This is a genomic window from Streptomyces sp. NRRL F-5755 (assembly GCF_001279365.1).
GTDB classification, from domain to species: domain Bacteria; phylum Actinomycetota; class Actinomycetes; order Streptomycetales; family Streptomycetaceae; genus Streptomyces; species Streptomyces rimosus.
Window position 1 is genome coordinate 62,116 of the sequence record NZ_LGCW01000036.1, and the last position, 23,249, is coordinate 85,364.

General features: G+C 73.0%; 21 protein-coding genes. 10 read left to right on the forward strand and 11 right to left on the reverse strand.

Annotated elements, in window-relative coordinates:
* Positions 1-366 precede the first annotated feature (366 nt).
* The 3 genes from ADK86_RS06685 (at position 367) to ADK86_RS06695 (ending at position 3,518) form a co-directional block, all read left to right on the forward strand.
* On the forward strand, positions 367-2,013 hold the full coding sequence (locus ADK86_RS06685) for a S1C family serine protease (protein WP_420718829.1): 1,647 nt from the start codon (positions 367-369) through the stop codon (positions 2,011-2,013).
* 172 nt (positions 2,014-2,185) lie between these two features.
* Entirely contained in the window at positions 2,186-2,674 is a 489-nt protein-coding gene (locus ADK86_RS06690; protein WP_053695747.1) for a sec-independent translocase, read from the forward strand.
* 127 nt (positions 2,675-2,801) lie between these two features.
* Entirely contained in the window at positions 2,802-3,518 is a 717-nt protein-coding gene (locus ADK86_RS06695; protein ID WP_053695748.1) for a hypothetical protein, read from the forward strand.
* A gap of 176 nt (positions 3,519-3,694) precedes the next feature.
* Here the strand turns inward: ADK86_RS06695 and ADK86_RS06700 are convergent, their stop codons facing one another.
* From ADK86_RS06700 to ADK86_RS06710, 3 genes are all read right to left on the reverse strand, one after another.
* The gene (locus tag ADK86_RS06700; protein ID WP_053695749.1) at positions 3,695-4,855 is read right to left on the reverse strand and encodes an Mrp/NBP35 family ATP-binding protein; all 1,161 of its coding nucleotides are present in this window, start codon (positions 4,853-4,855) and stop codon (positions 3,695-3,697) included.
* Positions 4,856-5,015: 160 nt separating this feature from the next.
* The gene (locus tag ADK86_RS06705) at positions 5,016-5,606 is read right to left on the reverse strand and encodes a DUF1003 domain-containing protein (RefSeq protein WP_053695750.1); all 591 of its coding nucleotides are present in this window, start codon (positions 5,604-5,606) and stop codon (positions 5,016-5,018) included.
* Positions 5,596-6,894, reverse strand: coding sequence for a magnesium transporter MgtE N-terminal domain-containing protein (locus ADK86_RS06710; protein ID WP_053695771.1), 1,299 nt, complete (start codon positions 6,892-6,894; stop codon positions 5,596-5,598). Before ADK86_RS06710 ends, ADK86_RS06705 begins: the two co-directional genes overlap by 11 nt.
* Positions 6,895-7,255: 361 nt before the next feature.
* On the opposite strand from ADK86_RS06710, the gene ADK86_RS06715 reads away from it, so the two are divergent.
* Complete coding sequence (locus ADK86_RS06715; protein WP_078951878.1) at positions 7,256-7,969, forward strand: hypothetical protein; 714 nt, start codon at positions 7,256-7,258, stop codon at positions 7,967-7,969.
* An 82-nt stretch (positions 7,970-8,051) separates the two neighbouring features.
* Here ADK86_RS06715 and ADK86_RS06720 read toward each other — a convergent pair whose 3' ends face one another.
* Both ADK86_RS06720 and ADK86_RS06725 read right to left on the reverse strand, forming a co-directional pair.
* Positions 8,052-8,618, reverse strand: coding sequence for a hypothetical protein (locus ADK86_RS06720; RefSeq protein WP_053695752.1), 567 nt, complete (start codon positions 8,616-8,618; stop codon positions 8,052-8,054).
* 47 nt (positions 8,619-8,665) lie between these two features.
* Complete coding sequence (locus tag ADK86_RS06725; RefSeq protein WP_053695753.1) at positions 8,666-9,799, reverse strand: magnesium and cobalt transport protein CorA; 1,134 nt, start codon at positions 9,797-9,799, stop codon at positions 8,666-8,668.
* A gap of 520 nt (positions 9,800-10,319) precedes the next feature.
* Between ADK86_RS06725 and ADK86_RS06730 the strand changes: the two genes are divergently transcribed.
* A complete protein-coding gene (locus ADK86_RS06730) occupies positions 10,320-10,916 on the forward strand; it encodes a suppressor of fused domain protein (RefSeq protein WP_053695754.1) in 597 nt (198 codons plus the stop codon).
* 105 nt (positions 10,917-11,021) lie between these two features.
* Here the strand turns inward: ADK86_RS06730 and ADK86_RS06735 are convergent, their stop codons facing one another.
* Positions 11,022-12,272, reverse strand: a complete 1,251-nt coding sequence (locus ADK86_RS06735) for an MFS transporter (RefSeq protein ID WP_053695755.1) — start codon at positions 12,270-12,272, stop codon at positions 11,022-11,024.
* A 178-nt stretch (positions 12,273-12,450) separates the two neighbouring features.
* Between ADK86_RS06735 and ADK86_RS06740 the strand changes: the two genes are divergently transcribed.
* The 3 genes from ADK86_RS06740 to ADK86_RS06750 all read left to right on the forward strand — a co-directional run bounded on the left by ADK86_RS06740 (position 12,451) and on the right by ADK86_RS06750 (position 15,220).
* Positions 12,451-13,089, forward strand: a complete 639-nt coding sequence (locus ADK86_RS06740; RefSeq protein ID WP_003985756.1) for a DUF6758 family protein — start codon at positions 12,451-12,453, stop codon at positions 13,087-13,089.
* A gap of 359 nt (positions 13,090-13,448) precedes the next feature.
* The gene (locus ADK86_RS06745) at positions 13,449-14,303 is read left to right on the forward strand and encodes a PHP domain-containing protein (RefSeq protein WP_053695756.1); all 855 of its coding nucleotides are present in this window, start codon (positions 13,449-13,451) and stop codon (positions 14,301-14,303) included.
* Between the two features lie 311 nt (positions 14,304-14,614).
* Entirely contained in the window at positions 14,615-15,220 is a 606-nt protein-coding gene (locus ADK86_RS06750; protein ID WP_053695757.1) for a MarC family protein, read from the forward strand.
* 131 nt (positions 15,221-15,351) lie between these two features.
* On the opposite strand, the gene ADK86_RS43700 is transcribed toward ADK86_RS06750, so the two are convergent.
* Positions 15,352-15,504 carry a hypothetical protein gene (locus tag ADK86_RS43700; RefSeq protein ID WP_003985759.1) on the reverse strand — a complete coding sequence of 51 codons (153 nt, stop codon included), beginning with the start codon at positions 15,502-15,504 and terminating at the stop codon, positions 15,352-15,354.
* Between the two features lie 213 nt (positions 15,505-15,717).
* On the opposite strand from ADK86_RS43700, the gene ADK86_RS06755 reads away from it, so the two are divergent.
* On the forward strand, positions 15,718-16,659 hold the full coding sequence (locus tag ADK86_RS06755; RefSeq protein WP_053695758.1) for an NYN domain-containing protein: 942 nt from the start codon (positions 15,718-15,720) through the stop codon (positions 16,657-16,659).
* Positions 16,660-16,756: 97 nt separating this feature from the next.
* On the opposite strand, the gene ADK86_RS06760 is transcribed toward ADK86_RS06755, so the two are convergent.
* Positions 16,757-17,629, reverse strand: a complete 873-nt coding sequence (locus tag ADK86_RS06760) for an alpha/beta fold hydrolase (RefSeq protein ID WP_053695759.1) — start codon at positions 17,627-17,629, stop codon at positions 16,757-16,759.
* A 106-nt stretch (positions 17,630-17,735) separates the two neighbouring features.
* The gene (locus ADK86_RS06765) at positions 17,736-20,393 is read right to left on the reverse strand and encodes a DEAD/DEAH box helicase (protein ID WP_053695760.1); all 2,658 of its coding nucleotides are present in this window, start codon (positions 20,391-20,393) and stop codon (positions 17,736-17,738) included.
* A 463-nt stretch (positions 20,394-20,856) separates the two neighbouring features.
* Here ADK86_RS06765 and ADK86_RS06770 point away from each other — a divergent pair, with 463 nt between their 5' ends.
* Complete coding sequence (locus tag ADK86_RS06770; protein WP_030587257.1) at positions 20,857-21,612, forward strand: ferritin-like fold-containing protein; 756 nt, start codon at positions 20,857-20,859, stop codon at positions 21,610-21,612.
* A gap of 673 nt (positions 21,613-22,285) precedes the next feature.
* Here the strand turns inward: ADK86_RS06770 and ADK86_RS06775 are convergent.
* Together ADK86_RS06775 and ADK86_RS06780 are read right to left on the reverse strand one after the other, a co-directional pair.
* A complete protein-coding gene (locus tag ADK86_RS06775) occupies positions 22,286-22,570 on the reverse strand; it encodes a hypothetical protein (RefSeq protein WP_053695761.1) in 285 nt (94 codons plus the stop codon).
* Between the two features lie 202 nt (positions 22,571-22,772).
* Positions 22,773-23,000 (reverse strand): DUF3107 domain-containing protein, encoded by a 228-nt coding sequence (locus tag ADK86_RS06780; protein WP_003987009.1) that lies wholly within the window; start codon positions 22,998-23,000, stop codon positions 22,773-22,775.
* Positions 23,001-23,249 lie beyond the last annotated feature (249 nt).

Consider the following 23,249-nt stretch of genomic DNA (forward strand, 5'->3'; position numbering starts at 1 on the left):
CCTCCGGCGGCGGACTCCGCGGCGGAGCCCGGCGCCACGGCGCCGGGCGCGGAAGGGGACGCCGCGACGCGGGAGTTCCCGGCGGCGGGCGCGGGGGGAAGTGGCGAGGTGCCCGGGGCGTCGGGTGGTGCCGTGACGGCGGGAGATGTGTCCGCATCGGGCGGTACATCCAGTCCTGCCCCTGACGCGGCGTCACCCCAGGCAGCCTCCGGCGCGCCCTCCGACGTACCGCCGTCGGCCGACCAGATCCCCGCGCCGCCCGCCGCCCCGCCGCAGCAGCAGCCGTTGCACCCACAGGACCCGTACGGCACGCCTCCGTACGGCGACCCCGGACCTTGGGCGCCCGCGCCGCCGGTGCAGCGCCCGATGGCCACCCCGGCCCACGGCACCGGCGTCCCGCCGCAGGGCACGGCCGCCGTGCCGCCGCCCGGCCAGCAGCCCGCTTACGGCACCGGCGCGCCCGTACCGCCCCAGCAGCCGTACCCGGCCCAGCCGCAGCCCCCCGCTGCCCCGGCCGCGGCCCAGCCCCAGCCGTACGCCGACTCCACCCGTACGCCGATGCCCCAGGCCGAGCCCCCGGCCGCGCCCGACCGTCCCGCGCACGCCCCGGCCGCACCGCACGACCCCCCGGCCACCCCGTCCTCCGGCACGGACACCACCGTGCTCACCAAGGGCGACGGCGCGCGGCTGCCCGCCGTGGCGCACGACGCGTCCGGCGCCCCGCTCCCGCCCGAGGCGCACGGTGCGCCCCACCCGGGACCGCCGCCCGTACCGCAGCCTGGGGGCCATCAGCCGGGCGAGGCGACGGGCCACTGGCAGCAGTACGACCCCTGGCGCACGCCGCAGCACGGCGGGGCGATGCCGCTGGGCACGCCGCCTCCGCCCCCGGCGCCCCGGCGCAGCCGCCGCGGCGCGCTGGCCGCCGGTGCGGTCGCGCTGGCGCTGCTGGCGGGTGGTATCGGCGGCGGTGTCGGCGCGTACATCGAGCGCAACGGCGGTCTGGGCTCCATCGAGCTGCCGCAGGACACCGGTGACGGGGGCGGCCGCAAGCCGGACAGCGTCGCCGGGATCGCGCAGGCGGCCCTGCCGAGCGTGGTCACCCTGCATGTCCGCGGCAACTCCGAGCAGGGCACCGGCACCGGCTTCGTCCTCGACAAGCAGGGCCACATCCTCACCAACAATCACGTCGTCGAGCCGGCCGGCACCGGCGGCGAGATATCGGTCTCCTTCAGCGGCGGCGAGACCGCCAAGGCCAAGGTCATCGGCCGGGACGGCGGCTACGACCTGGCCGTCGTGCAGGTCCAGGGCGTCTCCGGGCTGCGCCCGCTGGCGCTCGGCGACTCCGACTCCGTACGGGTCGGCGACCCCGTCGTGGCGATCGGCGCCCCGTACGACCTCGCCAACACGGTGACCGCGGGCATCATCAGCGCCAAGCAGCGCCCCATCACCGCGGGCGGCAAGAAGGGCGACGGCAGCGACGTCTCGTACGTGGACGCCCTGCAGACCGACGCCCCGATCAACCCCGGGAACTCCGGCGGCCCGCTGGTCGACTCCCGGGCGCGGGTGATCGGCATCAACAGCGCCATCCGCGCGGCCGACAGCTCCGGCGGCGGCCTGGAGGGCGGCGGCCAGGGCGGCAGCATAGGTCTGGGCTTCGCCATCCCGATCAACCAGGGCAAGTGGGTGGCCGAGCAGCTGATCAACAAGGGCAAGGTCCTGCACCCGGTGATCGGCGTCACGCTGGAGATGGAGTACGCGGGCGACGGCGCCCGGGTCAGCTCGAAGAGCAAGGACGGCGGCGCCCCGGTCACCCCCGGCGGCCCGGGGGCCAAGGCGGGCATCAAGCCGCGCGATGTGATCACCAAGGTGGACGGGCAGCCCGTGCACAGCGGCGAGGAGCTGATCATCAAGATCCGCAGCCACCGGCCGGGCGACCGGCTCACCCTGACCCTGCGCCGGGACGACAGGGAGCAGACCGCGCAGCTCACGCTGGGGGCCTCCAGCCAGGAGTGAGCGCCGGACCCGGGCATCCTTCATGAGCGTTTGCACGGTGTTGGGGCGGGCGACTCCCGTCGGACGGCCGGGGCCAGGTACCGTGATAGGCGGCCTGGCCCATAGGCCGGACAGGTCCCCCTCGACCCCCTAGGTCCCGGTAGGCCGCGGATCACCCTCAAGGAGCTGCAAGGTGTTCTTCGACATAGGACCCCTAGAGCTGGTCGCGCTCGTGATCCTTGCGGTTCTGATCTTCGGGCCGGACAAGCTGCCCAAGGTGATCTCGGATGTCATGGGGTTCGTGCGCAAGGTGCGGGCGTTCTCGGACAACGCCAAGGAGGACATCCGCAGCGAGCTGGGGCCGGAGTTCAAGGACTTCGAGTTCGAGGACCTCAAGCCGCGCAACTTCGTGCGCAAGCACGTGCTGGAGAACGACCAGTACGGCCTCCAGGAGATCCGTAACGGCTTCGACCTGAAGAAGGAGATGGCCGAGGTCACGGACGCGGTGCACGGCACCGACAGCGCCTCCTCCGCCGACCGGGGGTCCGCGTCCCGGGTGAGCTTCGCCAAGGACACCACGGACCCGGGCACCGGCTCCGGCTCCGCGGCACCCGACATGTTCAAGAAGGGCGCGAAGCCGTCGCAGGGCGAGCGCCCGCCGTTCGACCCTGATGCCACCTGACTCGTCTTATGCAAGCCTTATGCCCGCTGGTGCCGACCGGGTTGACTATGCTCCCCGTGTCCGGGGTGAGGTCGCCTGAGGGGGGCGGGCCGCCCACGACATTGGGCAACTAGGAGGCTCCGCGCAGATGGAGACGACGGGACGGGCAGGAGTGCGGGCGGTCACCGCCGACGCCGCGCGCAAGGTGGACGGCTACCTGATGGCCGCTTTCCCGTGGTACGGACTCGACGAGGCGTTCACCGGCCCCCGCTGGCTGATGCAGGTCGGCGCGGCGGCGGACGGCACGGTCGAGCACGGCGCCACCGGCCACGGCCAGGAGCCCACCATAAGGGTGGAGACCGCGCCGGACGCGGAGCGCTTCGCGGTCGTGGTGACCGTCGCCAGCCGGCCGGTGCGGCGCAGCGCCGACGGCACGGGAGTCCTGGAGGCCACCTCCGTCGCCACGGCGGCCTGGCTCGCCGGGTCGGGCCTGCTCTCCCGCACGTGGCCGACGCAGATGGACCGCTCGCTGCGCCAGGACTGGCTGGACCAGCAGACGATGCTCGCCTGGGAGCTGGCCGACGACCTCGCCGGCGAGGGCTGGAGCGCGCTGACGCTGCCGGTGGACGGCGTGCCGACGCCGTTCCGCTACCGCGAGTCGGAGTACGGCTGGGTGCTGGCCGGCTCGGCCGGTGAGGGCCCCGGGGGTGTGCACATCGGGGCGTACGGGCGCGGGATGAGCGCGTACGGGCTGGGCTTCGCCGTGGTCAAGGACCTGAGCGTGTACGAGCACGGGAGGCGCGGCGCGGCCAGGGAGGACGCGCGGGCGGACGACGTGCCCGCGGAGGGCGTGACCGCGGACTGACGGGCGGGCCGCAGGCCACCCCGTACGAGCCGGACGGCATCCCGGACGCTCCGAGCGGGCCGGCGAGCGCCCCGGACGTCCCGAGCGGGCCGGACCGGCACATCAAGAAGGGGCGAGCCCATCGGGCCCGCCCCTCCGCACGTTTCGGCCACCGTCCGGACGGCGGCCGGAACGGCTCAGAACTTGTTGCGCGGCGTGATGCCCAGCGACATGCCCGCCAGGCCGCGCTGCCGGCCGCCCAGCTTGCCCGCGATGGCGCGGATCGCCGCGCCGGCGGGGGACTCCGGATCGGTCAGCACCACCGGCCTGCCCTCGTCGCCGCCCTCGCGCAGCCGTACGTCGATCGGGATGGCGCCCAGCACCGGCACCTGGGTGCCGGTCGTCTTCGTCAGGCCCTCGGCGACCCGCTCGCCGCCGCCGGTGCCGAACACGTCCACCATCTCGTCGCAGTGCGGGCAGGGCAGCCCGGACATGTTCTCCACCACGCCGACGATCTTCTGGTGGGTCTGTACGGCGATGGAGCCGGCCCGCTCGGCGACCTCGGCCGCGGCCTGCTGCGGGGTCGTGACCACCAGGATCTCGGCGTTCGGGACGAGCTGCGCCACCGAGATGGCGATGTCGCCGGTGCCCGGGGGCAGGTCGAGCAGCAGGACGTCCAGGTCACCCCAGTACACATCGGCCAGGAACTGCTGGAGCGCGCGGTGCAGCATCGGGCCGCGCCAGACCACCGGGGCGTTGCCCGGGGTGAACATGCCGATGGAGATCACCTTCACGCCGTTGGCCGACGGCGGCATGATCATGTTCTCGACCTGGGTGGGACGGCCGTCCGCGCCCAGCATCCGGGGCACCGAGTGGCCGTAGATGTCGGCGTCCACCACGCCGACCTTCAGACCGTCGGCCGCCATCGCCGCCGCCAGGTTGACCGTCACCGAGGACTTGCCGACACCGCCCTTGCCGGAGGCGACCGCGTACACCCGGGTCAGCGAGCCGGGCTTGGCGAACGGCACCTCGCGCTCGGCGGTGCCGCCGCGCAGCGAGGAGGCCAGCTCCTTGCGCTGCTCGTCGCTCATCACGTCCAGCTCGACGGCGACCCCGGTGACGCCCTCGACACGCGACACGGCGTCCCGGACGTTCGCGGTGATCGTCTCGCGCATCGGGCAGCCCGCGACCGTCAGATAGACCGCCACCGCGACCGTGCCGTCCGCCGCGATCTCCACCGATTTGACCATGCCGAGGTCGGTGATGGGGCGGTGGATCTCGGGGTCGTTCACCGTGGCGAGCGCGGCGCGGACCGCGTCCTCGCTGGGCGCTGCGCCTTGGGGCGTGTCGGTAGCCATACCGAAATACTACGGCCGCGCGAAGCGCGTCCTAAAGGGGCGGTGGTCGGGCGACGGGTGGGCGTACGGCGACCGAGGGGGCCTCCGGAAAGGCCGGTCGGCGGTCGTGTTCGTCACTCCGGCGCGGGCCGGCTCCCGCCCTGCCGTACGCGACCCGGCCCTACTCCCGCCGCCGGTACTCCCCGTCGCTCTCCGCGTCCATCAGCTGACGCAGCTCCAGCTCTTTGAGCACATCTTGGAGTTCGGAGCGGATCCAGTCGCGGGTGGCCACCTCGCCCAGGCCCAGCCGGAGCGCCGCCACCTCACGGGTCAGGTACTCGGTGTCGGCGATGGCGCGCTCGTTCTGCTTGCGGTCCTGTTCGCGGGTGACCCGGTCCCGGTCGTCCTGCCGGTTCTGCGCGAGCAGGATCAGCGGGGCCGCGTAGGACGCCTGGAGCGAGAGCATCAGCGTCAGGAAGATGAACGGGTACTTGTCGAAGCGCAGATGGTCGGGCGCGGCGACGTTCCAGATGATCCACACCACGATGATCACCGTCATCCAGACGATGAAGCGGCCGGTCCCCAGGAAGCGGGCGATCTTCTCCGACAGCCGCCCGAACGCCTCCGGGTCGTACTCCGGCAGCAGGCTGCGGCGCGGCGTGCGGGGCTGGTCCAGGCGCACGCGGGGGCGCCCGCCGCCCACTCCGGACCCGGGCGTCGCACTCAGCGCCCGCGCGCGCTCCTTGACACCGTCCCGTTCCTCAGCGCCCATCGTCCGGCTCTCCCTCCCGGTCCGCCGCCGCGCCGGGCGGGCCGTGCATCTCCGCCTCGCGCCAGTCCTCGGGCAGCAGATGGTCCAGTACGTCGTCGACGGTCACCGCGCCCAGCAGCGAGCCGCTCTCGTCCACGACCGGCGCCGCGACCATGTTGTACGTGGCCAGATAGCTGGTCACCTCGTTCAGCGGGGTGTCCGGCGGGAGCGGCGGCAGATCGGTGTCGGCGATGGAGCTGACGAGCGTGAACGGCGGGTCGCGCAGCAGCCGCTGGAAGTGCACCAGGCCCAGGTACTTGCCGGTCGGCGTCTCGTCCGGCGGCCGGCACACGTACACCTGCGCGGCCAGTGAGGGCGAGAGGTCCGGGTCGCGCACCCGGGCCAGCGCGTCCGCGATCGTCGCGTCCGGCCGCAGCACGATCGGCTCGGTCGTCATCAGGCCGCCCGCGGTGCGCTCCTCGTACGCCATCAGGCGCCGTACGTCCGCCGCGTCGTCCGGCCGCATCAGACCGAGCAGCCGTTCCTTCTCCTCCTCCGGCAGCTCGGAGAGCAGGTCGGCGGCGTCGTCCGGGTCCATCGCCTCCAGGACGTCGGCGGCCCGCTCCTCCGCGAGCTTGCCCATGATCTCGACCCGGTCGTCCTCCGGCAGCTCCTCCAGGACGTCCGCCAGCCGGTCGTCGTCCAGCGCGGCGGCCACCTCGCCGCGCCGCTTGGGCGTCAGGTGGTGCAGGGCGCTGGCCAGGTCGGCCGGGCGCAGCTGGTCGAAGGTGGCGAGCAGGTTCTCCGCGCCCTGCCCGTGCTCCTCCAGCGAGAACCCGGTGACGGCCGACCACTCGACCGTCAGTGTTTCTCCCTTACGACGAAGGGCCCCGCCCTTCCCCTTCCGCACGAAGACCTTCTCGATCTCCCAGTCGCGGCGGGCCGGCAGCTGGGTGATGCCGATGTCGAGGACGGTGGCCTCCTCGTCCGTCTCGACCAGCCGCACCCGGCGGTCCAGCAGCTCGCCGAGGACCAGCGTCTCCGAGGCGCGCTGTTCGAAGCGCCGCATGTTGACCACGCCGGTGGTGATGACCTGGCCGGACTCCACGCCCGTCACCCGGGTCATCGGCAGGAAGATCCGGCGGCGGCTGATCACCTCGACGACCAGGCCCAGCAGCCGGGGCGGCCGGCCGCCGACCCGCAGCAGCGCCACCAGGTCGCGCACCCGGCCGACCTGGTCGCCGTTGGGGTCGAAGACGGCGACGCCCGAGAGATGCGAGACGAACACCCGGGGGGTGACCACCGCCATGCCGAGTGCCTCCGCTTCCGTTCCGCCGCCGCCGGGTCCCGGCCGCCGCGTCGCCACGGCCGCGCCCGTTCCTGCCTCGCGTTACGTGTTGCCGCTCCTCCGCAGGTGAAGCGTCCCGCGGAGCCTTGATCCGAATTCAGGCTAACGTGCACCGGCCGGTGCCGCCCGGGTGGGAAGGGCCGTACGGTGTCCACCACGTACTCCGCCGTACGGCGTGCCCGGCCCCGGGTACGCTGCCGTACTGCCGCCGAGGTCATCCGTATCAGGAAGCAGAGCCGTCGTGACCACATATCCCTCGGCAGGCCCCGTCCGGGCCTGCTCCCGCCGCCCGGCCGCATCGCACCGCAGGCGCGGGGCGGCGCTGACGGCGGCGGTGTGCGCGGTGCTCGCCGGAGCGCTGGCGGGCTGCGCGGCCGAGGACCCGGACGCCGGTACGAACGGGGTCGGCAAGCTGCCCGCCGACCAGATCCAGACCAAGGCGCAGACGGCCGCCCGCGGTGCCGGAACGGTACGGCTGGCCGGCAACCTGGTGAGCCAGGGCCGTACGTACAAGCTCGACATGCGGCTCGGGCAGAACGGCGCCCAGGGCCAGCTGTCCACCAAGGCCGCCACCTTCCAGCTGCTGCGGGTCGGCGACGCGCTGTACCTGAAGGCGGACGCCGGCTTCTGGGAGCGCGAGAAGGGCGCCGCCCCTTCGAAGAACGACGGGACGGCCGCCTCCAAGCTCATCGGCAAGTACGTGAAGGTGCCCGCCTCCGACCCGGTCTACCAGCGCTTCAGCGGCTTCACCGACAAGAGCACGCTGCTGAGCAGCCTGCTCGGCCTGCACGGCAAGCTGACCGCCGGCGAACGCGGCGCCGTGGACGGCACCCGCACCATCCGCATAGCCGCCGCCCAGGGCAGCGGCGGCACGCTCGACGTCTCCCTCGAAGGCAAGCCGTACCCGCTGCGGCTGCGCCGCGCGGGCGGCGCCGGGGAGGTGCGGCTCACCGACTGGGGCAAGCCGGTGGACCTGCGGGCGCCGGCGGCGGACCAGGTGATCGACTACGGGAAGTCGATCACGATCGGGGACTAGATCAACGGCTGGACCGGCGGGCGGGGCGTATCCATCGGATCGGCCAGGCGCCGCAAGTCCCGGTCCGGGACCCCGCCGCCCCTCACCCCTTCCGCTTCCTCCGCAGGAGCTTCGGGAGGGCCGCCGGCATCGGCCGGCGGGTGGTGGCCGGGGTGGGGAGGGGCACGGCAGCCTGGGAGGAGTCGTCGAAGTCCGTGTGGGCCGCGGCCTCCGTGACCGGGGCCAGCTTCAGGACGCGGCATTCGCGCGCCCAGCGCCGCGGCATCGTCTCCGCGTCCGGCGCGTTCAGCCGCTTGCCCTTGAGGTCCTCCACGGCGGCCTGCCACGCCTCGCCGTCCGGTGCCAGCTCGCTGACCCGGGCCTGCCAGCTGACCAGCCGGCCGCCCTTGTCCTTGCTGCGTACGGTGACGGTCGCGGTGCCGCCGTCCACCAGGCCGAGGTCGTGCAGCGGCTGCTCGTCGGCGGGTCCGGCGGCCCGGCCCGTACCGTCGCCGTCCGTGCCGACCACGCACGCGGCGCCGTCGTGCCAGACGTGCCACAGGGCCCGCGCCGGGCCGGTGGCACCCCGTACCCAGATGAGGCCGGACTTCTTCGTGGCCTCTTCGATGAGCGCGCGGTCCAGCAGCGCCTGCGACACGGTCTCCGTCATGGGATCAGCCTAATGGGGTCCGGGCGGGCCGCCCGGACCGCCGGGCGTCACAGCCAGCCGTTGCGCTTGAAGCCGCGGTGGATGCCGAAGCAAATGGCGACCGTGACCAGCAGGACCAGCGGGTAGCCGTACTTCCACTTCAGCTCGGGCATGTACTCGAAGTTCATGCCGTAGATCCCGGCGATCATCGTGGGCACCGCGAAGATAGCCGCCCACGAGGTGATCTTGCGCATGTCCTCGTTCTGCGCCACCGTCGCCTGCGCCAGATTGGCCTGGAGGATCGAGTTGAGCAGGTCGTCGAAGGAGAGCACCTGCTCGGTGACCCGGGCCAGGTGGTCGGCCACGTCCCGGAAGTACTTCTGGATGTCGGTGTCGATCAGCCGCATCGGCCGCTCGCTGAGCACCTGCATCGGCCGCAGCAGCGGCGACACGGCCCGCTTGAACTCCAGTACCTCGCGCTTGAGTTGGTAGATCCGCCCGGCGTCGCCGCCCTTCGCCGAGCCCTTGCCGCCCGCGCCCTTGCCGTCGGAGCCGGAGCTGAAGACGTCGATCTCCACCTCGTCGATGTCGTCCTGCATCGCCCCGGCCACCGCGATGTAGCCGTCCACGACCTGGTCGGCGATGGCGTGCAGCACCGCGGAGGGGCCCTTGCCCAGCAGCTCGGGGTCGTCCTGGAGGCGGTGGCGCAGCGCGCGCAGCGAGCCCTGGCCGCCGTGCCGCACGGTCACGATGAAGTCCCGGCCGGTGAAGCACATCACCTCGCCGGTCTCCACCACCTCGCTGGTGGCGGTCAGCTCCGCGTGCTCCACGTAGTGGACCGTCTTGAAGACGGTGAACAGGGTGTCGTCGTAGCGCTCCAGCTTGGGCCGCTGGTGGGCGTGGACGGCGTCCTCCACCGCCAGCGGGTGCAACCCGAACTCCCGTGCGATCTCGGCGAATTCCGCCTCGGTGGGCTCGTGCAGCCCGATCCAGGCGAAGCCGCCGTCGGCCCGCACGCCCGCCATCGCCTGGGACGGCGTGACGTGGTCGCTGACGCGCCGGCCGTCGCGGTAGACGCCGCAGTCCACGATGGCGCTGTTGGTGTGGGCGGACGCGCGGAGGTCGCTGTCGTACTTGTACGGGGAGTCCTCGCGCCGCCGGGACGGGCGGACGGCGGCACGCAGGTCGCGGATCATCGACATGGGCAGGCTCCTTCACGGGCCGGCCGCCAGCCGCGGGCGCGCGGCGTAACGCTGCCCGGAACGTGGACGTACGCGTCGGCGCTGGCCATACGTCCGCAAAGCGGGCGGCGCTCCGTGCGCAGGTCTGACGGCAGTTCGCAGAAAACACGGAAACGAGAGTCGAAGGCGCTCTTCCGTCATCTGCTTCCGGCGCAAAGGAATGTCGCGGGTTTCACCGCGGGCGGCGGGGGTACGGAAGCCCCTGGATCAAGAAAGCCGCTGGGCGCGCGGGGAGATGACGGGAGAACTGTCGGTACTGCACGGTCGACTTGGATCCACCGCAGCCCCACCTCCTCCGGCCGGTCCCCGCTGGGGGACGAACGTCATTCCCTGACCAGACGGCAAGGCTATCAGCCGCCGGAACCGATCCGGCGCGCCTTTGCCCGTTCCATACGATCGCCTCACGCATGCCCCTGCGCCGCCCCGTGCCCGGCCGCCGGGCGGCGGCGGCCGGGCCCGCGCCCCGGCCTATGCTCGCGGCATGTCTGACGTTCTTGAGCTGGTCGAAGCCCGTTTGCGTACGACCCTGGGCGAGCCGGACGCGCGCGCCGCCGTCACCTTTCTCGGCACCGACCGGATCGAGGTGCTGCGCTTCCTCGGCGGCGGCCCGGACGGCGATCTCGTGCGCTATGTCACCCTCGGAATGTCGGACCGGCCGATGACCGACCCCACGGCGGTGCTGGCCGACCCCGTGCGCGGCCCGCGCGCCGAACTGGTGCTCTCGGTGCGTGCCGGGCGCGCCGACACCGACAAGGCCCTTCGCGCACTCGCCGTGCTCGCCGCGTCCCCGCAGGTCGAGGGTGTGATCGTGGCGCCGGGCGCGTCGCTGGACGTGGGGGAGCCGCTGTGGCCCGGCGCGCCGTTCACCTCCGTACTGGTCGCGGAGTCCGGCGGTCTGATCGAGGACCTGGAGCTGGACGCGCCGCTGGACCCGGTCCGCTTCCTGCCGCTGTTGCCGATGACGCCCAACGAGGCCGCCTGGAAGCGGGTGCACGGCGCTGAGGCGCTCCAGGAGCGGTGGCTCAAGGGCGGGACGGACCTGCGCGATCCGCTGCGTACGGGGGTGTCGCTGGCGTAGGGCGGCGGGTGCGCGGGGACCGGCGCCGGCGTACGGGCGGGCGTGACGGCGTACGGCGCGCCGCCCGGGCTGGGTGGCGCGCCGCACCGTGGCACTGAGGGCCCGTCAGTTGGCGAAGGCGGACACGCCGTCCTCCGCGGCGTGCCGCGGCTCCAGCTCGTGCGCCCGCAGGGTCAGCGCCCGGCGCCGTACGGCCACGATGCCCGCGCCGACCAGCGCCGCCAGCGCCGCGACCACGAACGGGATGTGCGCGTCGGTCCACTCCTCGATCTTCGGCGCCAGGAACGGCGCCGCCGCGGCGGCGAACCAGCGCACGAAGTTGTAGCCCGCGCTCGCCACCGGGCGCGGCGCGTCGGAGACGCCGAGGGCCAGTTCGGTGAAGACGGTGTTGTTCAGGCCGATGAAGGCGCCGGACAGGATCGTGCAGACGACGGCGGTGGTGTGGTTGCCGTACCCGAGCACCAGCAGGTCCGCGGCGAGCAGCACCAGCGAGCCGCCCAGCACCCTCAGCGACCCGAAGCGCTCCTGGACGCGCGGCGCCACCAGCACGGAGAAGACGGCGAGCAGCACACCCCAGGCGAAGAACACACCGCCGGACTTGTACGGGCTCATGTCCAGCACGAACGGCGTGAAGGCCAGCACCGTGAAGAACGCGTAGTTGTAGAAGAACGCGGAGACGGCGGCGGAGGCCAGACCGCCGTGGCCGAGCGCCTTGAGCGGGTCCAGTACGGACGTCTTGCGGGCCGGGCGGGGCTGCTCCTTCAGGAACACGGTGATCGCGATGAAGCCGATGGCCATCAGAACGGCGGTGCCGAAGAAGGGATAGCGCCACTTCATGTCGCCGAGGACCGCGCCGAGCAGCGGCCCGCAGGCCATGCCGAGGCCGAGCGCCGATTCGTACAGCAGGATCGCCGCGGCGCTGCCCCCGGCCGCCGCACTGACGATCACGGCGAGCGAGGTGGAGACGAACAGCGCGTTGCCGAGCCCCCAGCCGGCCCGGAAGCCGACCAGCTCGCCCACCGAGGAGGACGTGCCGGACAGCGCCGCGAAGACCACCACCAGCGCCAGCCCGGCCAGCAGCGTCTTGCGACCGCCGATCCGGCTGGAGACGAAGCCGGTGACCAGCATGGCGACCGCGGTGATCAGGAAGTAGGAGGTGAACAGCAGGGAGACCTGGCTGTTGGAGGCGTGGAGCCCCTTGGCGATCGAGGGGAGGATCGGGTCGACGAGGCCGATGCCCATGAAGGCCACGACCGAGGCGCCGGTCGTGGCCCACACGGCCATCGGCTGGCGCAGGATGCTGGTGCCGCCCTCGTCGAACGGATCCTCACCGCCGCCGCTGTCGCTTGCCCGCATGCCGCTGTCCCTTCCTGCTCGTCGGTTTCCGCCCCAGCGGAACGTTGCTGTATACATACAATAAGTTAGCCTCCCTAAAGAGTGCAAGCTACAACTACTACTGGTCCATGCCCGGCCGGGGCTCCGGATGGGTGATCGTCCTTGACGCGGCGCCCGGCCCGGAGGACCGTGGGGCTCTATGAGGGGCGAACCCAGTTGCCCGAAGTGCGGTGGCCGGGTGCGGGCGCCCGGTCTCTTTGCCGACTCCTGGCAGTGCGGCGTGCACGGCACCGTGCACCCGCTGCAACCGGTCGTCCCGCCCAGCGTCGAAGCACTGGCCGTGGTGGTGCGCCGCGCCTGCGTACCGGTGTGGATGCCGTGGCCGCTGCCCGTCGGCTGGCTGTTCACGGGCGTGGCCTGCGCGGGCGACGACCGCAGCGGCGGCCGCGCCACCGCCGTGGCCTGCTCGGGGCCCGGTCCGCTCGGCGGCCCCGGCGAACTGCTGCTGATCGCCGAGGAACTGGGCGTCGGCCTCGGCGCACGCTACGCGGGCATCGACGGCCCCGACCCCGGCCCCCACATGTGCGTGAACAAACCGCCCCATGTGAAAGTGCTGGCCGCCGGACGCCCGACCCCGCTGTGGCACGTCGAGGGAGCTCCCGAGGACCGCGCGGTCTTCGCCGGGGAGGCGCGCGGCCTGTGGCTGTGGGCCGTGGTCTGGCCCGCCGAGTCCGGCCTGCTGCTCTACGACGAGCTGGTCCTCACCGACCTGCGGGACGCGGGCGCCGAGGTGGATCTGCTGCCTTGTGGGGCGCTCTCACCGCGGTTGCTTGCTTGAGAGGGCGCCCGGTCTCCGGGTTCTTCTGCGGACGCCGATTCTCCGTTGCCTTTACGGGCTCCTGCTCTCCCTGTCTACGGGCGGCTGCCTGCTCGACCTGCCTACGGGCGGCTGCCTGGGCGGCGACGAGTCCCAGCGGCTCGCGACGGCCTGCCGTGAGGTGCCGCCCGGGCCGTACGGCGCCATGCGGACAGCCTCCCGCGCCCGGAGTTCCGGGCAGGGGCCGACCACCAGGCCGGCGGCTTTCCGCGCGGTGTGTGACGGAGCCCGCGCGTGCGTGCGTTCGAGGGGGCGGTGGGCGGCCGGTATTCTTCTGACGTCCCCCTGGCCCGCCCCGTAGCAGTCTGGAGTTCCGCGTCGTGCGCATCGACCTGCACACCCACTCCACTGCTTCCGACGGTACGGACACCCCCGCCGAGCTGGTGCGCAACGCCGCCGCGGCCGGGCTGGACGTCGTCGCGCTGACTGATCACGACTCCGTGGGCGGGTACGCCGAGGCCAGGGCCGCGCTGCCGGCCGGGCTCACGCTGGTCACCGGCGCCGAGCTGTCCTGCCGCGTCGGCGGCGTGAGCATGCACATGCTGGCGTACCTCTTCGATCCCGACGAGCCCGAACTCGCCCGCGAGCGGGAGCTGGTCCGCGACGACCGGGTGCCGCGCGCCCAGGGCATGGTCGCCAAGCTCCGGGAGCTGGGCGTCCCGGTCACCTGGGAGCAGGTGGCGCGGATCGCCGGGGACGGCGCGGTGGGCCGTCCGCACGTCGCCGCCGCGATGGTGGAACTGGGCGTCGTCGAGACCGTCTCCGACGCCTTCACCCCGCAGTGGCTCGCCAACGACGGACGGGCCTACGTCGACAAGCACGAGCTGGACCCGTTCGATGCGATCCGCCTGGTCAAGGCCGCCGGCGGGGTCACCGTCTTCGCGCACCCGCTGGCGGTCAAGCGGGGGCGGACCATCCCCGAGAGCGTCATCGCCGAGCTGGCGGCGGCCGGGCTGGACGGTATCGAGGTGGACCACATGGAACACGACGACGCCGCGCGGGCGCGCCTGCGCGGCCTCGCCGCCGACCTCGGCCTGCTGACCACCGGCTCCAGCGACTACCACGGCAGCCGCAAGACCGTCGCGCTCGGCGAGTACACCACCGACCCCGAGATCTACGGAGAGATCGTGCGCCGCGCGTTCGGCGCCTTCCCCGTGCCCGGCGCGGGCGGCTGACCCGTACCGCGTTCCGGCCGACCGGTCCGTACCCGCGCTCCGCGCCCGGCAGGTGATCACCTCGCCGCGCCCTGCCCGGGCCGCGCCGCGGCCGGGAAGTGGTTGCCGGGACACGTCTGCCGGGGCGCGCCTGCCGGCTCGTACGCCCGGCGCGTGCTTGTCCGTGCGCTCGCTTGAGCTTCCCCGCTCCCCCTGGCGCGCCTTCCCGTCATCCCTCCTCGCTACCTCCGCTCGCTACGCCCTTCGTCCTGCCCGCCGCCCTCCACCCGCTTTTCCCGCTCTCCCGTACCACCTCCCGCAAGGCCATCACCGTGTTCGACTTCGCTGTCTTCAGCACCCTTTTCGTCACCCTGTTCGTGATCATGGACCCGCCGGGGATCATCCCGATCTTCCTCGCCCTCAGCTCCGGCCGCCCCGCCAAGGTCCAGCGCAAGATGGCCTGGCAGGCCGCCACCGTCGCGTTCTGCGTCATCGCCGTCTTCGGGCTCTTCGGCGAGCAGATCCTCGGCCGGCTGCACATCACGCCGCCCGCGCTGATGATCGCGGGCGGGCTGCTGCTCCTGCTGGTCGCGCTCAGCCTGCTGACCGGCAAGTCGGAGCAGCCGACGCAGACCAAGGACGTCAACGTGGCGCTGGTGCCGCTGGGCATGCCGCTGCTGGCCGGGCCGGGCGCGATCGTCTCGGTGATCCTGGCGGTGCAGCACGCGGACGGGTTCAGCGGCGAGGTGTCCGTATGGGCGGCGATCGTCGCCATCCACGTGGTGCTCTATCTCGTGATGCGCTTCTCGCTGGTGATCATCCGGGTGATCAAGGACGGCGGTGTGGTGCTGGTGACCCGGCTCGCCGGCATGATGCTCTCCGCGCTCGCGGTGCAGCAGATCATCAACGGCGTCATGCAGGTGGTGCACGGCGGCTGACGGCCGCAGGCCCGTACCGCTTACCAGGGCCCGCACACGCGAAGCGCCCCGCGCGAAGTGATTCGTGCGGGGCGCTCCGTGCGCCGGTCATGACGCGTTACCTCACGCGTCCATGAGTGACGCGGTGTGGGTCATCGGGCGGCGGTATCGGCTGGGCGGATGTAGATGCGCTGGCCGACTGCGGCGGCCTGCTGCACGATCCGGTTGACGGAGGCGGCGTCCACGACGGTGCTGTCCACGGCGGTGCCGTCGACATCGTCCAGGCGCATGATCTCGAAGCGCATAACGGCTTCTCCCTTCGTCTGATCCTCCTGAGGAGAACTTTTGCTGTTGTACGGGGTACGCGTGAGGCGTCGCTGCCTGGCGTGCCCAGTGGGTACAACGACATGCTGCCTGCAATCATTCCCTACGCTAAAGAAAATTTTCGGCCGTCTAAATACTGGTGGGTAGTGAGAGCGGTTGTGCGCGCTGAGTGACCGGCCGGACAATGGGCCCGTATGAACGACGACGTGCGGCCCACCGGCCCCCCACCCGACCTCACCGCCGTGCTCGCGGGCATCGAGCGGACGAACGAGCTGCTCACACGGGTGCTCGCGGAGGTCGCCACCACCCCGTCCACCCACGCCGCCTTCGTCGACGCGGGCTATGTGTACGCCGCCGCCGGGCGGCTGGTCGCCGGGACGGAGGACCGGCGGGCCTTCGAACTGGACGCCGAGGGCCTGATCGAGGCGTTCATCGACAAGGCCCGCACGATCTTCCCGGACAGCCGGCTGCTGCGCGTCTACTGGTACGACGGCGCCCGGCGCCGCATCCACACCGCGGAACAGCAGCGCGTCGCCGAGCTGCCCGACGTCAAGGTCCGGCTCGGCAACCTGAACGCGAACAACCAGCAGAAGGGCGTCGACTCGCTGATCCGCTCCGACCTGGAGTCACTGGCCCGGCACCGCGCGATCAGCGACGCGGTGCTCATCGGCGGCGACGAGGACCTGGTCTCGGCGGTGGAGGCGGCGCAGGGGTACGGCGCCCGGGTGCACCTGTGGGGCATCGAGGCGGTCGGCGGGCGCAACCAGGCCGAGCCGCTGCTGTGGGAGGTGGACAGTCAGCGCACCTTCGACCTGGAGTTCTGCAAGCCTTACGTGACCCGGCGGGCCGTCGCGTTCGAGGGCGGGGACCCGGTGGCCGACGGCAGCGGCGGCCTGCCGCCCACCCGCGACGAGGTGCGTTTCGTCGGCGCGCAGGTCGCCGCCCGCTGGCTCGCCGAGCGCGGCGCCCCCTGGGTCACCGAGCTGCTGCCCGGCCACCCGTACCTGCCCGGTGCCGTCGACCAGGAGCTGCTGACCACTGCCGAGGCCCTGCTCGGGCACTCGCTGCGCGGGCACGCGGACCTGCGCCGGGCGCTGCGGGACGGCTTTTGGGAGCACGTACGGGCGCAGGGATAGGGGCGTGCGCGCGGGAGTGGTGTGGGGGTGTACGCGCGGGGGTGCGGCCGGAGGCCGGTTGTCCGGCTAGCGGTCCGTCGCGCGGTCCGTTGTCCGGCTAGCGGTCTGTCGCGCGGTCCGCGTCGTGCCAGAACGCGGCGAGTGCCGCGGCCGTCTCGGCCGGGCGCTGTGCGTTGGGGGAGTGCTCCGCGCCCTCGACCACCGTACGGCGGGCCCCCAGCCGCTCGGCCATCGAGTCCATCTCCGACACCGGCCAGACGTAGTCCGCCGTGCCCGACACGACGTGCTTGGGCAGCGGTACGGCGGCCAGCTCCGCCACCCGGTCCGGCTCCGCGATCATCTGCCGTCCGGTGGCGGCCAGCTGCCGCGGCGCGGTGTTCATCCAGCGCCGGTGCAGGAACGCGCCGATCTCGGGCGGGGTGGCGGCGTCCTCCGCCTCCGGCGGGTCGAGGTCGCGCATGGCCAGCCAGACCGACTGCATGTCCATCCGCCCGAGGGCGTCGATGAGCATCCGTACCCGGGCCTGCTGGGCCTCGACGATGGCGCCCGGACCGGAGCTCATGACGGTCAGGGAACGGAACGGCGCGGCGTCGCGCAGGACGGCGGTACGGGACACGAGTCCGCCGAAGGAGTGGCCCAGGAGGTGCACCGGGCCGGCGTCCAGGGCGCGGGCCTGGGCGTGTATGTCCTGCGCCAACTCGCTCAGCGCGTAAGCGGATTCGTCGTCCGGGCCGGGTGTCTCGTGCTGTCCCCGGCCGTCCACGGCCACCACCCGGAATCCCGCGGCGGCCAGCGGTTCCAGAAGGCCGATGAAGTCCTCCTTGCTGCCGGTGAAGCCCGGCACGAGGAGCGCGGTCCCGGCCGGTGTCCCGTCGGGACGGGCGTCGTGCACAGCGAACTCGCCGCGCTCGGTGACGAGTCGGCGTGCGCGGGCGCACGCGGGCAAGGTGAGGGTGGGCGGCTTGCTCATGGGACGAGGCTATCGGGGGGCGCGCGGGGGCCGCCGGGCGCGGGCGCGCACGCCGACGGCCCGGCCCCGCGCGCTGCGGGAAACCGAGCCGTCGGCGTGTGCGGGATCAGCCCTCGGCAGGGGCCTCCGCGGTGACCTTCTTGGCCGCCGTCTTACGGGTGCGCCGGGGCTTGGCCGGCGCCTCGTCCGCGGCCGGGGCCGCCTCGGCCTTCGCCGCGGTGGCCTTGCGGGTGCGCCGGGGCTTCGCCGGAGCCTCCTCCGCCGACGGCTCGGCAGCTTCGGCAGTGGCCTCGGCCTTTTTGGCGGCGGTCTTGCGGGTGCGGCGCGGCTTGGCCGGGGCCTCTTCCGCGACCGCCTCAGCGGCCTCGGCGGTGTCGACCGCGGCTTCCGCCTTCTTGGCGGCCGTCTTACGGGTACGCCGCGACTTGGCAGCCGCCTCGTCCGCGACCGTCTCCGCCACCGCCTGCGTGCCTTCGGCGGCATCGACGGCCGCCTCGGCCTTCTGGGCCGCCGTCTTGCGGGTGCGACGCGGCTTCGCAGGCGCGTCCTCCGCGACGGGCTCGGCGGCCTCGGCAGCCGTCTCGGTCTTCTTGGCGGCCGTCTTACGGGTGCGGCGCGGCTTGGCCGGAGCCTCCTCCGCAGCCGTCTCCGCGACGGCCTCCGTGCCCTCGGCGGTCTCGACCGCGGCCTCGGCCTTCTTGGCCGCCGTCTTGCGCGTACGGCGCGGCTTGGCCGGGGCCTCTTCCGCGACCGCCTCAGCGGCCTCGGCGGTGTCGACCGCGGCTTCCGCCTCCTTGGCGGCGGCCGTCTTGCGGGTGCGGCGCGGCTTCGCCTGCGCTTCCTCCGCGACCGTCTCCGCCGCGGATTCAACGGCTTCGGCAGCCGTCTCGGTCTTCTTGGCAGCGGTCTTACGGGTACGGCGGGGCTTGGCCGGGGCCTCGTCCGCGACCGTCTCCGTAACGGCCTCCGGGGCAGCCGCCACGCTCTCCGCCGTCTCCACGGCGGTCTCCGCCGCGGGCTTGGCGCTGCGCGTACGGCGGCGCGGCTTCGCGGGGGCCTCGGCCTCGGCGGGCTCGGTGACGGCGGGCGCCTCCGTGATGACCGTGGTCTCGGCGGTGGCCTGGGCCGGGACCTTCACGGTCGCGGCGGGATCCTCGGCCGTGTCCACGGCGACGGCGGCCGTCGTACCGGCGGCCTCCGCCTTGGCGGCGCCGTTCGCGCCACCTCGCGTACGGCGGCGGCGCGGCTTGGACGGCGCCGCGGTGGCGTCGGCCTGCGCGGCCTCGGACGCGATGCCCTCGGCGGCCGGTGCCGCCTCGTCGCGGGCCGGGGTCACGGCGGCGGACGACGCGCCACCGGAACCGCCGCGCGTACGACGGCGGCGGCGCGGCTGGCGCGGCCCGTCCGCGGCGGCGCTGCCGCCCTCGGCCGTACCGGAAGCGGCGGGCGTGCCGGACTCGTCCACCGGCGCTCCGCCGCGCGTGCGCCGGCGCTGGCGCGGCGTACGGGTGCGGCGCGGGCGCTCCTCCTCGACGGCGGGCGCGCCCCGGCGCGGACCGCGGCCACGGCCGCCCGTCTCGCCCAGGTCCTCGACCTCTTCGGCCGCCAGCCCGGCCCGCGTACGCTCCGCGCGCGGCAGGATGCCCTTGGTGCCTTCGGGGATCTCCAGCAGCTCGTAGAGGTGCGGGGAGGTGGAGTACGTCTCCTCCGGCTCGTCGAACGGCAGGTCCAGCGCCTTGTTGATCAGCTTCCAGCGCGGGATGTCGTCCCAGTCGACCAGCGTGACCGCGGTGCCCTTGGCGCCCGCGCGGCCGGTCCGGCCGATGCGGTGCAGATAGGTCTTCTCGTCCTCGGGGGTCTGGTAGTTGATGACGTGCGTCACACCCTCGACGTCGATGCCGCGGGCGGCGACGTCGGTGCACACCAGCACGTCGACCTTGCCGTTGCGGAACGCGCGCAGCGCCTGCTCGCGCGCCCCCTGGCCGAGGTCGCCGTGCACCGCGCCGGCCGCGAAGCCGCGGCGGGTGAGCTGCTCGGCGATGTCGGCGGCGGTCCGCTTCGTACGGCAGAAGATCATCGCCAGGCCGCGGCCGTCCGCCTGGAGGATGCGGGCGACCATCTCCGGCTTGTCCATCGAGTGGGCACGGAAGACGTGCTGCTTGATGTTGGCGACGGTCTTGCCCTCGTCGTCCGGCGCGGCGGCGCGGATGTGCGTGGGCTGCGACATGTAGCGGCGGGCCAGGCCGATGACCGCGCCCGGCATGGTCGCGGAGAACAGCATGGTCTGGCGGCGCACCGGCAGCATGTTGATGATGCGCTCGACATCGGGCAGGAAGCCCAGGTCCAGCATCTCGTCGGCCTCGTCCAGGACGAGCGCCTTGACGTGCGAAAGGTTCAGCTTCTTCTGGCCCGCCAGGTCCAGCAGCCGGCCCGGGGTGCCGACGACCACGTCGACGCCCTTCTTCAGGGCCTCGACCTGCGGCTCGTACGCGCGGCCGCCGTAGATCGACAGCACCCGTACGTTACGGACCTTGCCGGCGGTCAGCAGGTCGTTGGTGACCTGCTGGCACAGCTCGCGGGTGGGAACCACCACGAGGGCCTGCGGGGCCTCCGTCAGCTGCTCGGGCTCGGCCCGGCCCGCCTCGACGTCCGCGGGGACGGTGACGCGCTCCAGCAGGGGGAGACCGAAGCCCAGGGTCTTGCCGGTGCCGGTCTTGGCCTGGCCGATGACGTCGGAGCCCGACAGGGCCACCGGAAGCGTCATCTCCTGGATGGGGAAGGGGGACGTGATGCCGACGGCTTCCAGGGCCTCGGCGGTCTCGGGGAGAATCCCGAGCTCTCGGAACGTAGACAGAATCTTGCCTCTTCTGTGAGACGCGGCACGAGGCGGCCAAGGGGGTCGTACCGCGCCTCGCACGGTTTCGTACGGGGCCGGCCTCGATCGGCCGGGACGGCGCGGGACCACTGCCTTCGCGCAAGCACTCGAACCGCGAGCGGTGTCCCTCCCGCTGTGCGTACGTCGCGTACGCGCCGCGAAAGAGGGCGGTCGGGTTGGAGCCGATCGGGCCACCGACCGGGCATCCGCATGCGTGGAACAACCCACCGATACTCGGCGGGCGCATTACCACCATACCCCGGATGGCCACACGTGTGTCCGGGCAATCGTTCGGTCGGGTGGGACGGGAGTGGCTGACCAGCCACTTCCCCCCGTTGCGGGGCGGGCTATTGTGCGCTTCATGGAGACGCCTGACAACGCCAAGCAGACCGCCGACGACGCGCAAGAACACACCGGGATCGCCGCCCAGGACTGGGCCGCGGCCTCCGAGGAACCGCAGTACCGGGCCGCCGTCATCGACCTGCTCGGAGCGCTCGCCTACGGGGAGCTGTCCGCCTTCGAGCGGCTCGCGGAGGACGCGAAGCTGGCGCCGACGATGGACGACAAGGCGGAGCTGGCCAAGATGGCGTCGGCCGAATTCCATCACTTCGAGCGGCTGCGGGACCGGCTCGCGGAGATCCAGGCCGAGCCGAACGAGGCCATGGAGCCGTTCGCCGCGGCGCTGGACGAGTTCCACCGGCAGACCGCGCCGTCCGACTGGCTGGAGGGCCTGGTCAAGGCGTACGTCGGCGACTCGATCGCCAGCGACTTCTACCGGGAGGTGGCGGCCCGGCTGGACTCCGACACCCGCGACCTGGTCCTCGGCGTCCTCGACGACACCGGGCACGCGACGTTCGCGGTCGAGAAGGTACGGGCCGCCATCGAGGCCGAGCCGCGCGTCGGCGGGCGGCTGGCGCTGTGGGCGCGGCGGCTGATGGGCGAGGCGCTGTCCCAGGCGCAGCGGGTCGTCGCCGAGCGGGACTCGCTGTCGACCATGCTGGTCGGCGGCGTCGCCGACGGGTTCGACCTGGCCGAGGTCGGGCGGATGTTCTCGCGGATCACGGAGGCGCACACGAAGCGGATGGCTGCGCTGGGCTTGGCCGCGTAACGGCCGCGCAGCGGCCGGGGGGTCGGTTTTGTGGTGGCCGGCCCCCTCCTGGTGCGGGGGTGTCGCCTGCGGCGGGCGTCCTCAAGCGCCGGACGGGCTGATTTTGCTTGGCTCGTCCTCAAGCGCCGGACGGGCTGGATTTGCTTGGCTCGTCCTCAGGCGCCGGACGGGCTGGGTTCGCTTGGCTCGTCCTCAAGCGCCGGACGGGCTGGGTTCGCTTGGCTCGTCCTCAAGCGCCGGACGGGCTGGGTTCGCTTGGCTCGTCCTCAAGCGCCGGACGGGCTGGATTTGCTTGGCTCGTCCTCAAGCGCCGGACGGGCTGGTTTCGCTTCGCTCGTCCTCAAGCGCCGGACCGGCTGGGTTCGCTTCGCTCGTCCTCAAGCGCCGGACGGGCTGATTTCGCTTCGCTCGTCCTCAAGCGCCGGACCGGCTCGATTCGCTTGGCTCGTCCTCAGGCGCCGGGCGAGCTGGTTTGCCTTCGCTCGTTCTCAAGGGCCGGGCGGGCCGGTTCCGCTTGGCCCGTCCTCAGGCGCCGGGCGAGCTGGTTCGGCCGCGCCCGCCCTCAAGCGCCCGGCGGACAGCCCCGCCGCGCCCGCCCTCAGGCACCCGGCGGCCCGTCCCCGTCTCGCCCGCTCTCAGGCGCCGGGCCGGATCGATCTTCCTCCGCCCCTTCTCAAACGCCGGACAAGCTCCGCTCCGCCACCCCTCGCACCAGTCGGCCGCGTGGCCGTACCAGCAGCGACAGCATCGCCGCGCCGAGGCCGGCGGCGGCCAGCAGTGTGTGGATGGAGTGGCCGGGGCCGAGGATGGAGTGGGCGAGGAAGGCGCCGAGGAGGGCTGCGGCGGGGCCGGTTGCCAGGGTCAGGACGCGGGTGGGGAAGCGGCCGGGCAGCCAGTGGGTGGCGGCGAGTGCGATGACGAGTCCGACGAGCACGGAACCGAGAGCTTCCCAGACCATGGTTTATCCCTCCCGCGGTAGCGACCGGTTGGACGACACAAATCGGTCGTAGGCCGTCGTACCCAGCAGGAATGCGCGGCAACCCTCGTCGGCGCACCCGGTCGGCGAAGGGTCTCGTACGACGAGCGGCGGCCCGGAGACGATCTCCCCGGGCCGCCGCTCGTGACGCGTGCGCGCGGGCCTTCCAGGGGCCCGCGGCCGACTACAGCGTGCCGAAACCGACCTTGCGCGTGGTCTGCTCGCCGATTTCCACGTAGGCCAGCCGGTCCGCCGGCACCAGGACCTTGCGGCCGTGCTCGTCCACGAGGCTCAGCAGTTCCGTCTTGCCGCCCAGTGCGTCCGCCACCGCTCGCTCGACGTCCTCGGCGGTCTGCCCGCTCTCCAGAACGATCTCGCGGGGCGCGTGCTGCACGCCGATCTTGACCTCCACGGCTTTGTCCCTCCGACGGTCTCGGTCCCCTTGGCCGGGCCATGGGGCAGGTGCGCGGTGATCCGCGCCGTACCCAGCACACATTAGCCCGGTACGCGGACGGACAGTGACGCCGCGGAGCACGCCCGCAGCGAACACCCGGCGGGCGCGGCGGCCACCGGAGGCTGCCTCGGGTTCCGTCCGGCTCACCGGCCGACGGCGCTCACCGGCCCGTGGCGGAATTCACCGGCCGGCGGCGGAGCTCACCGG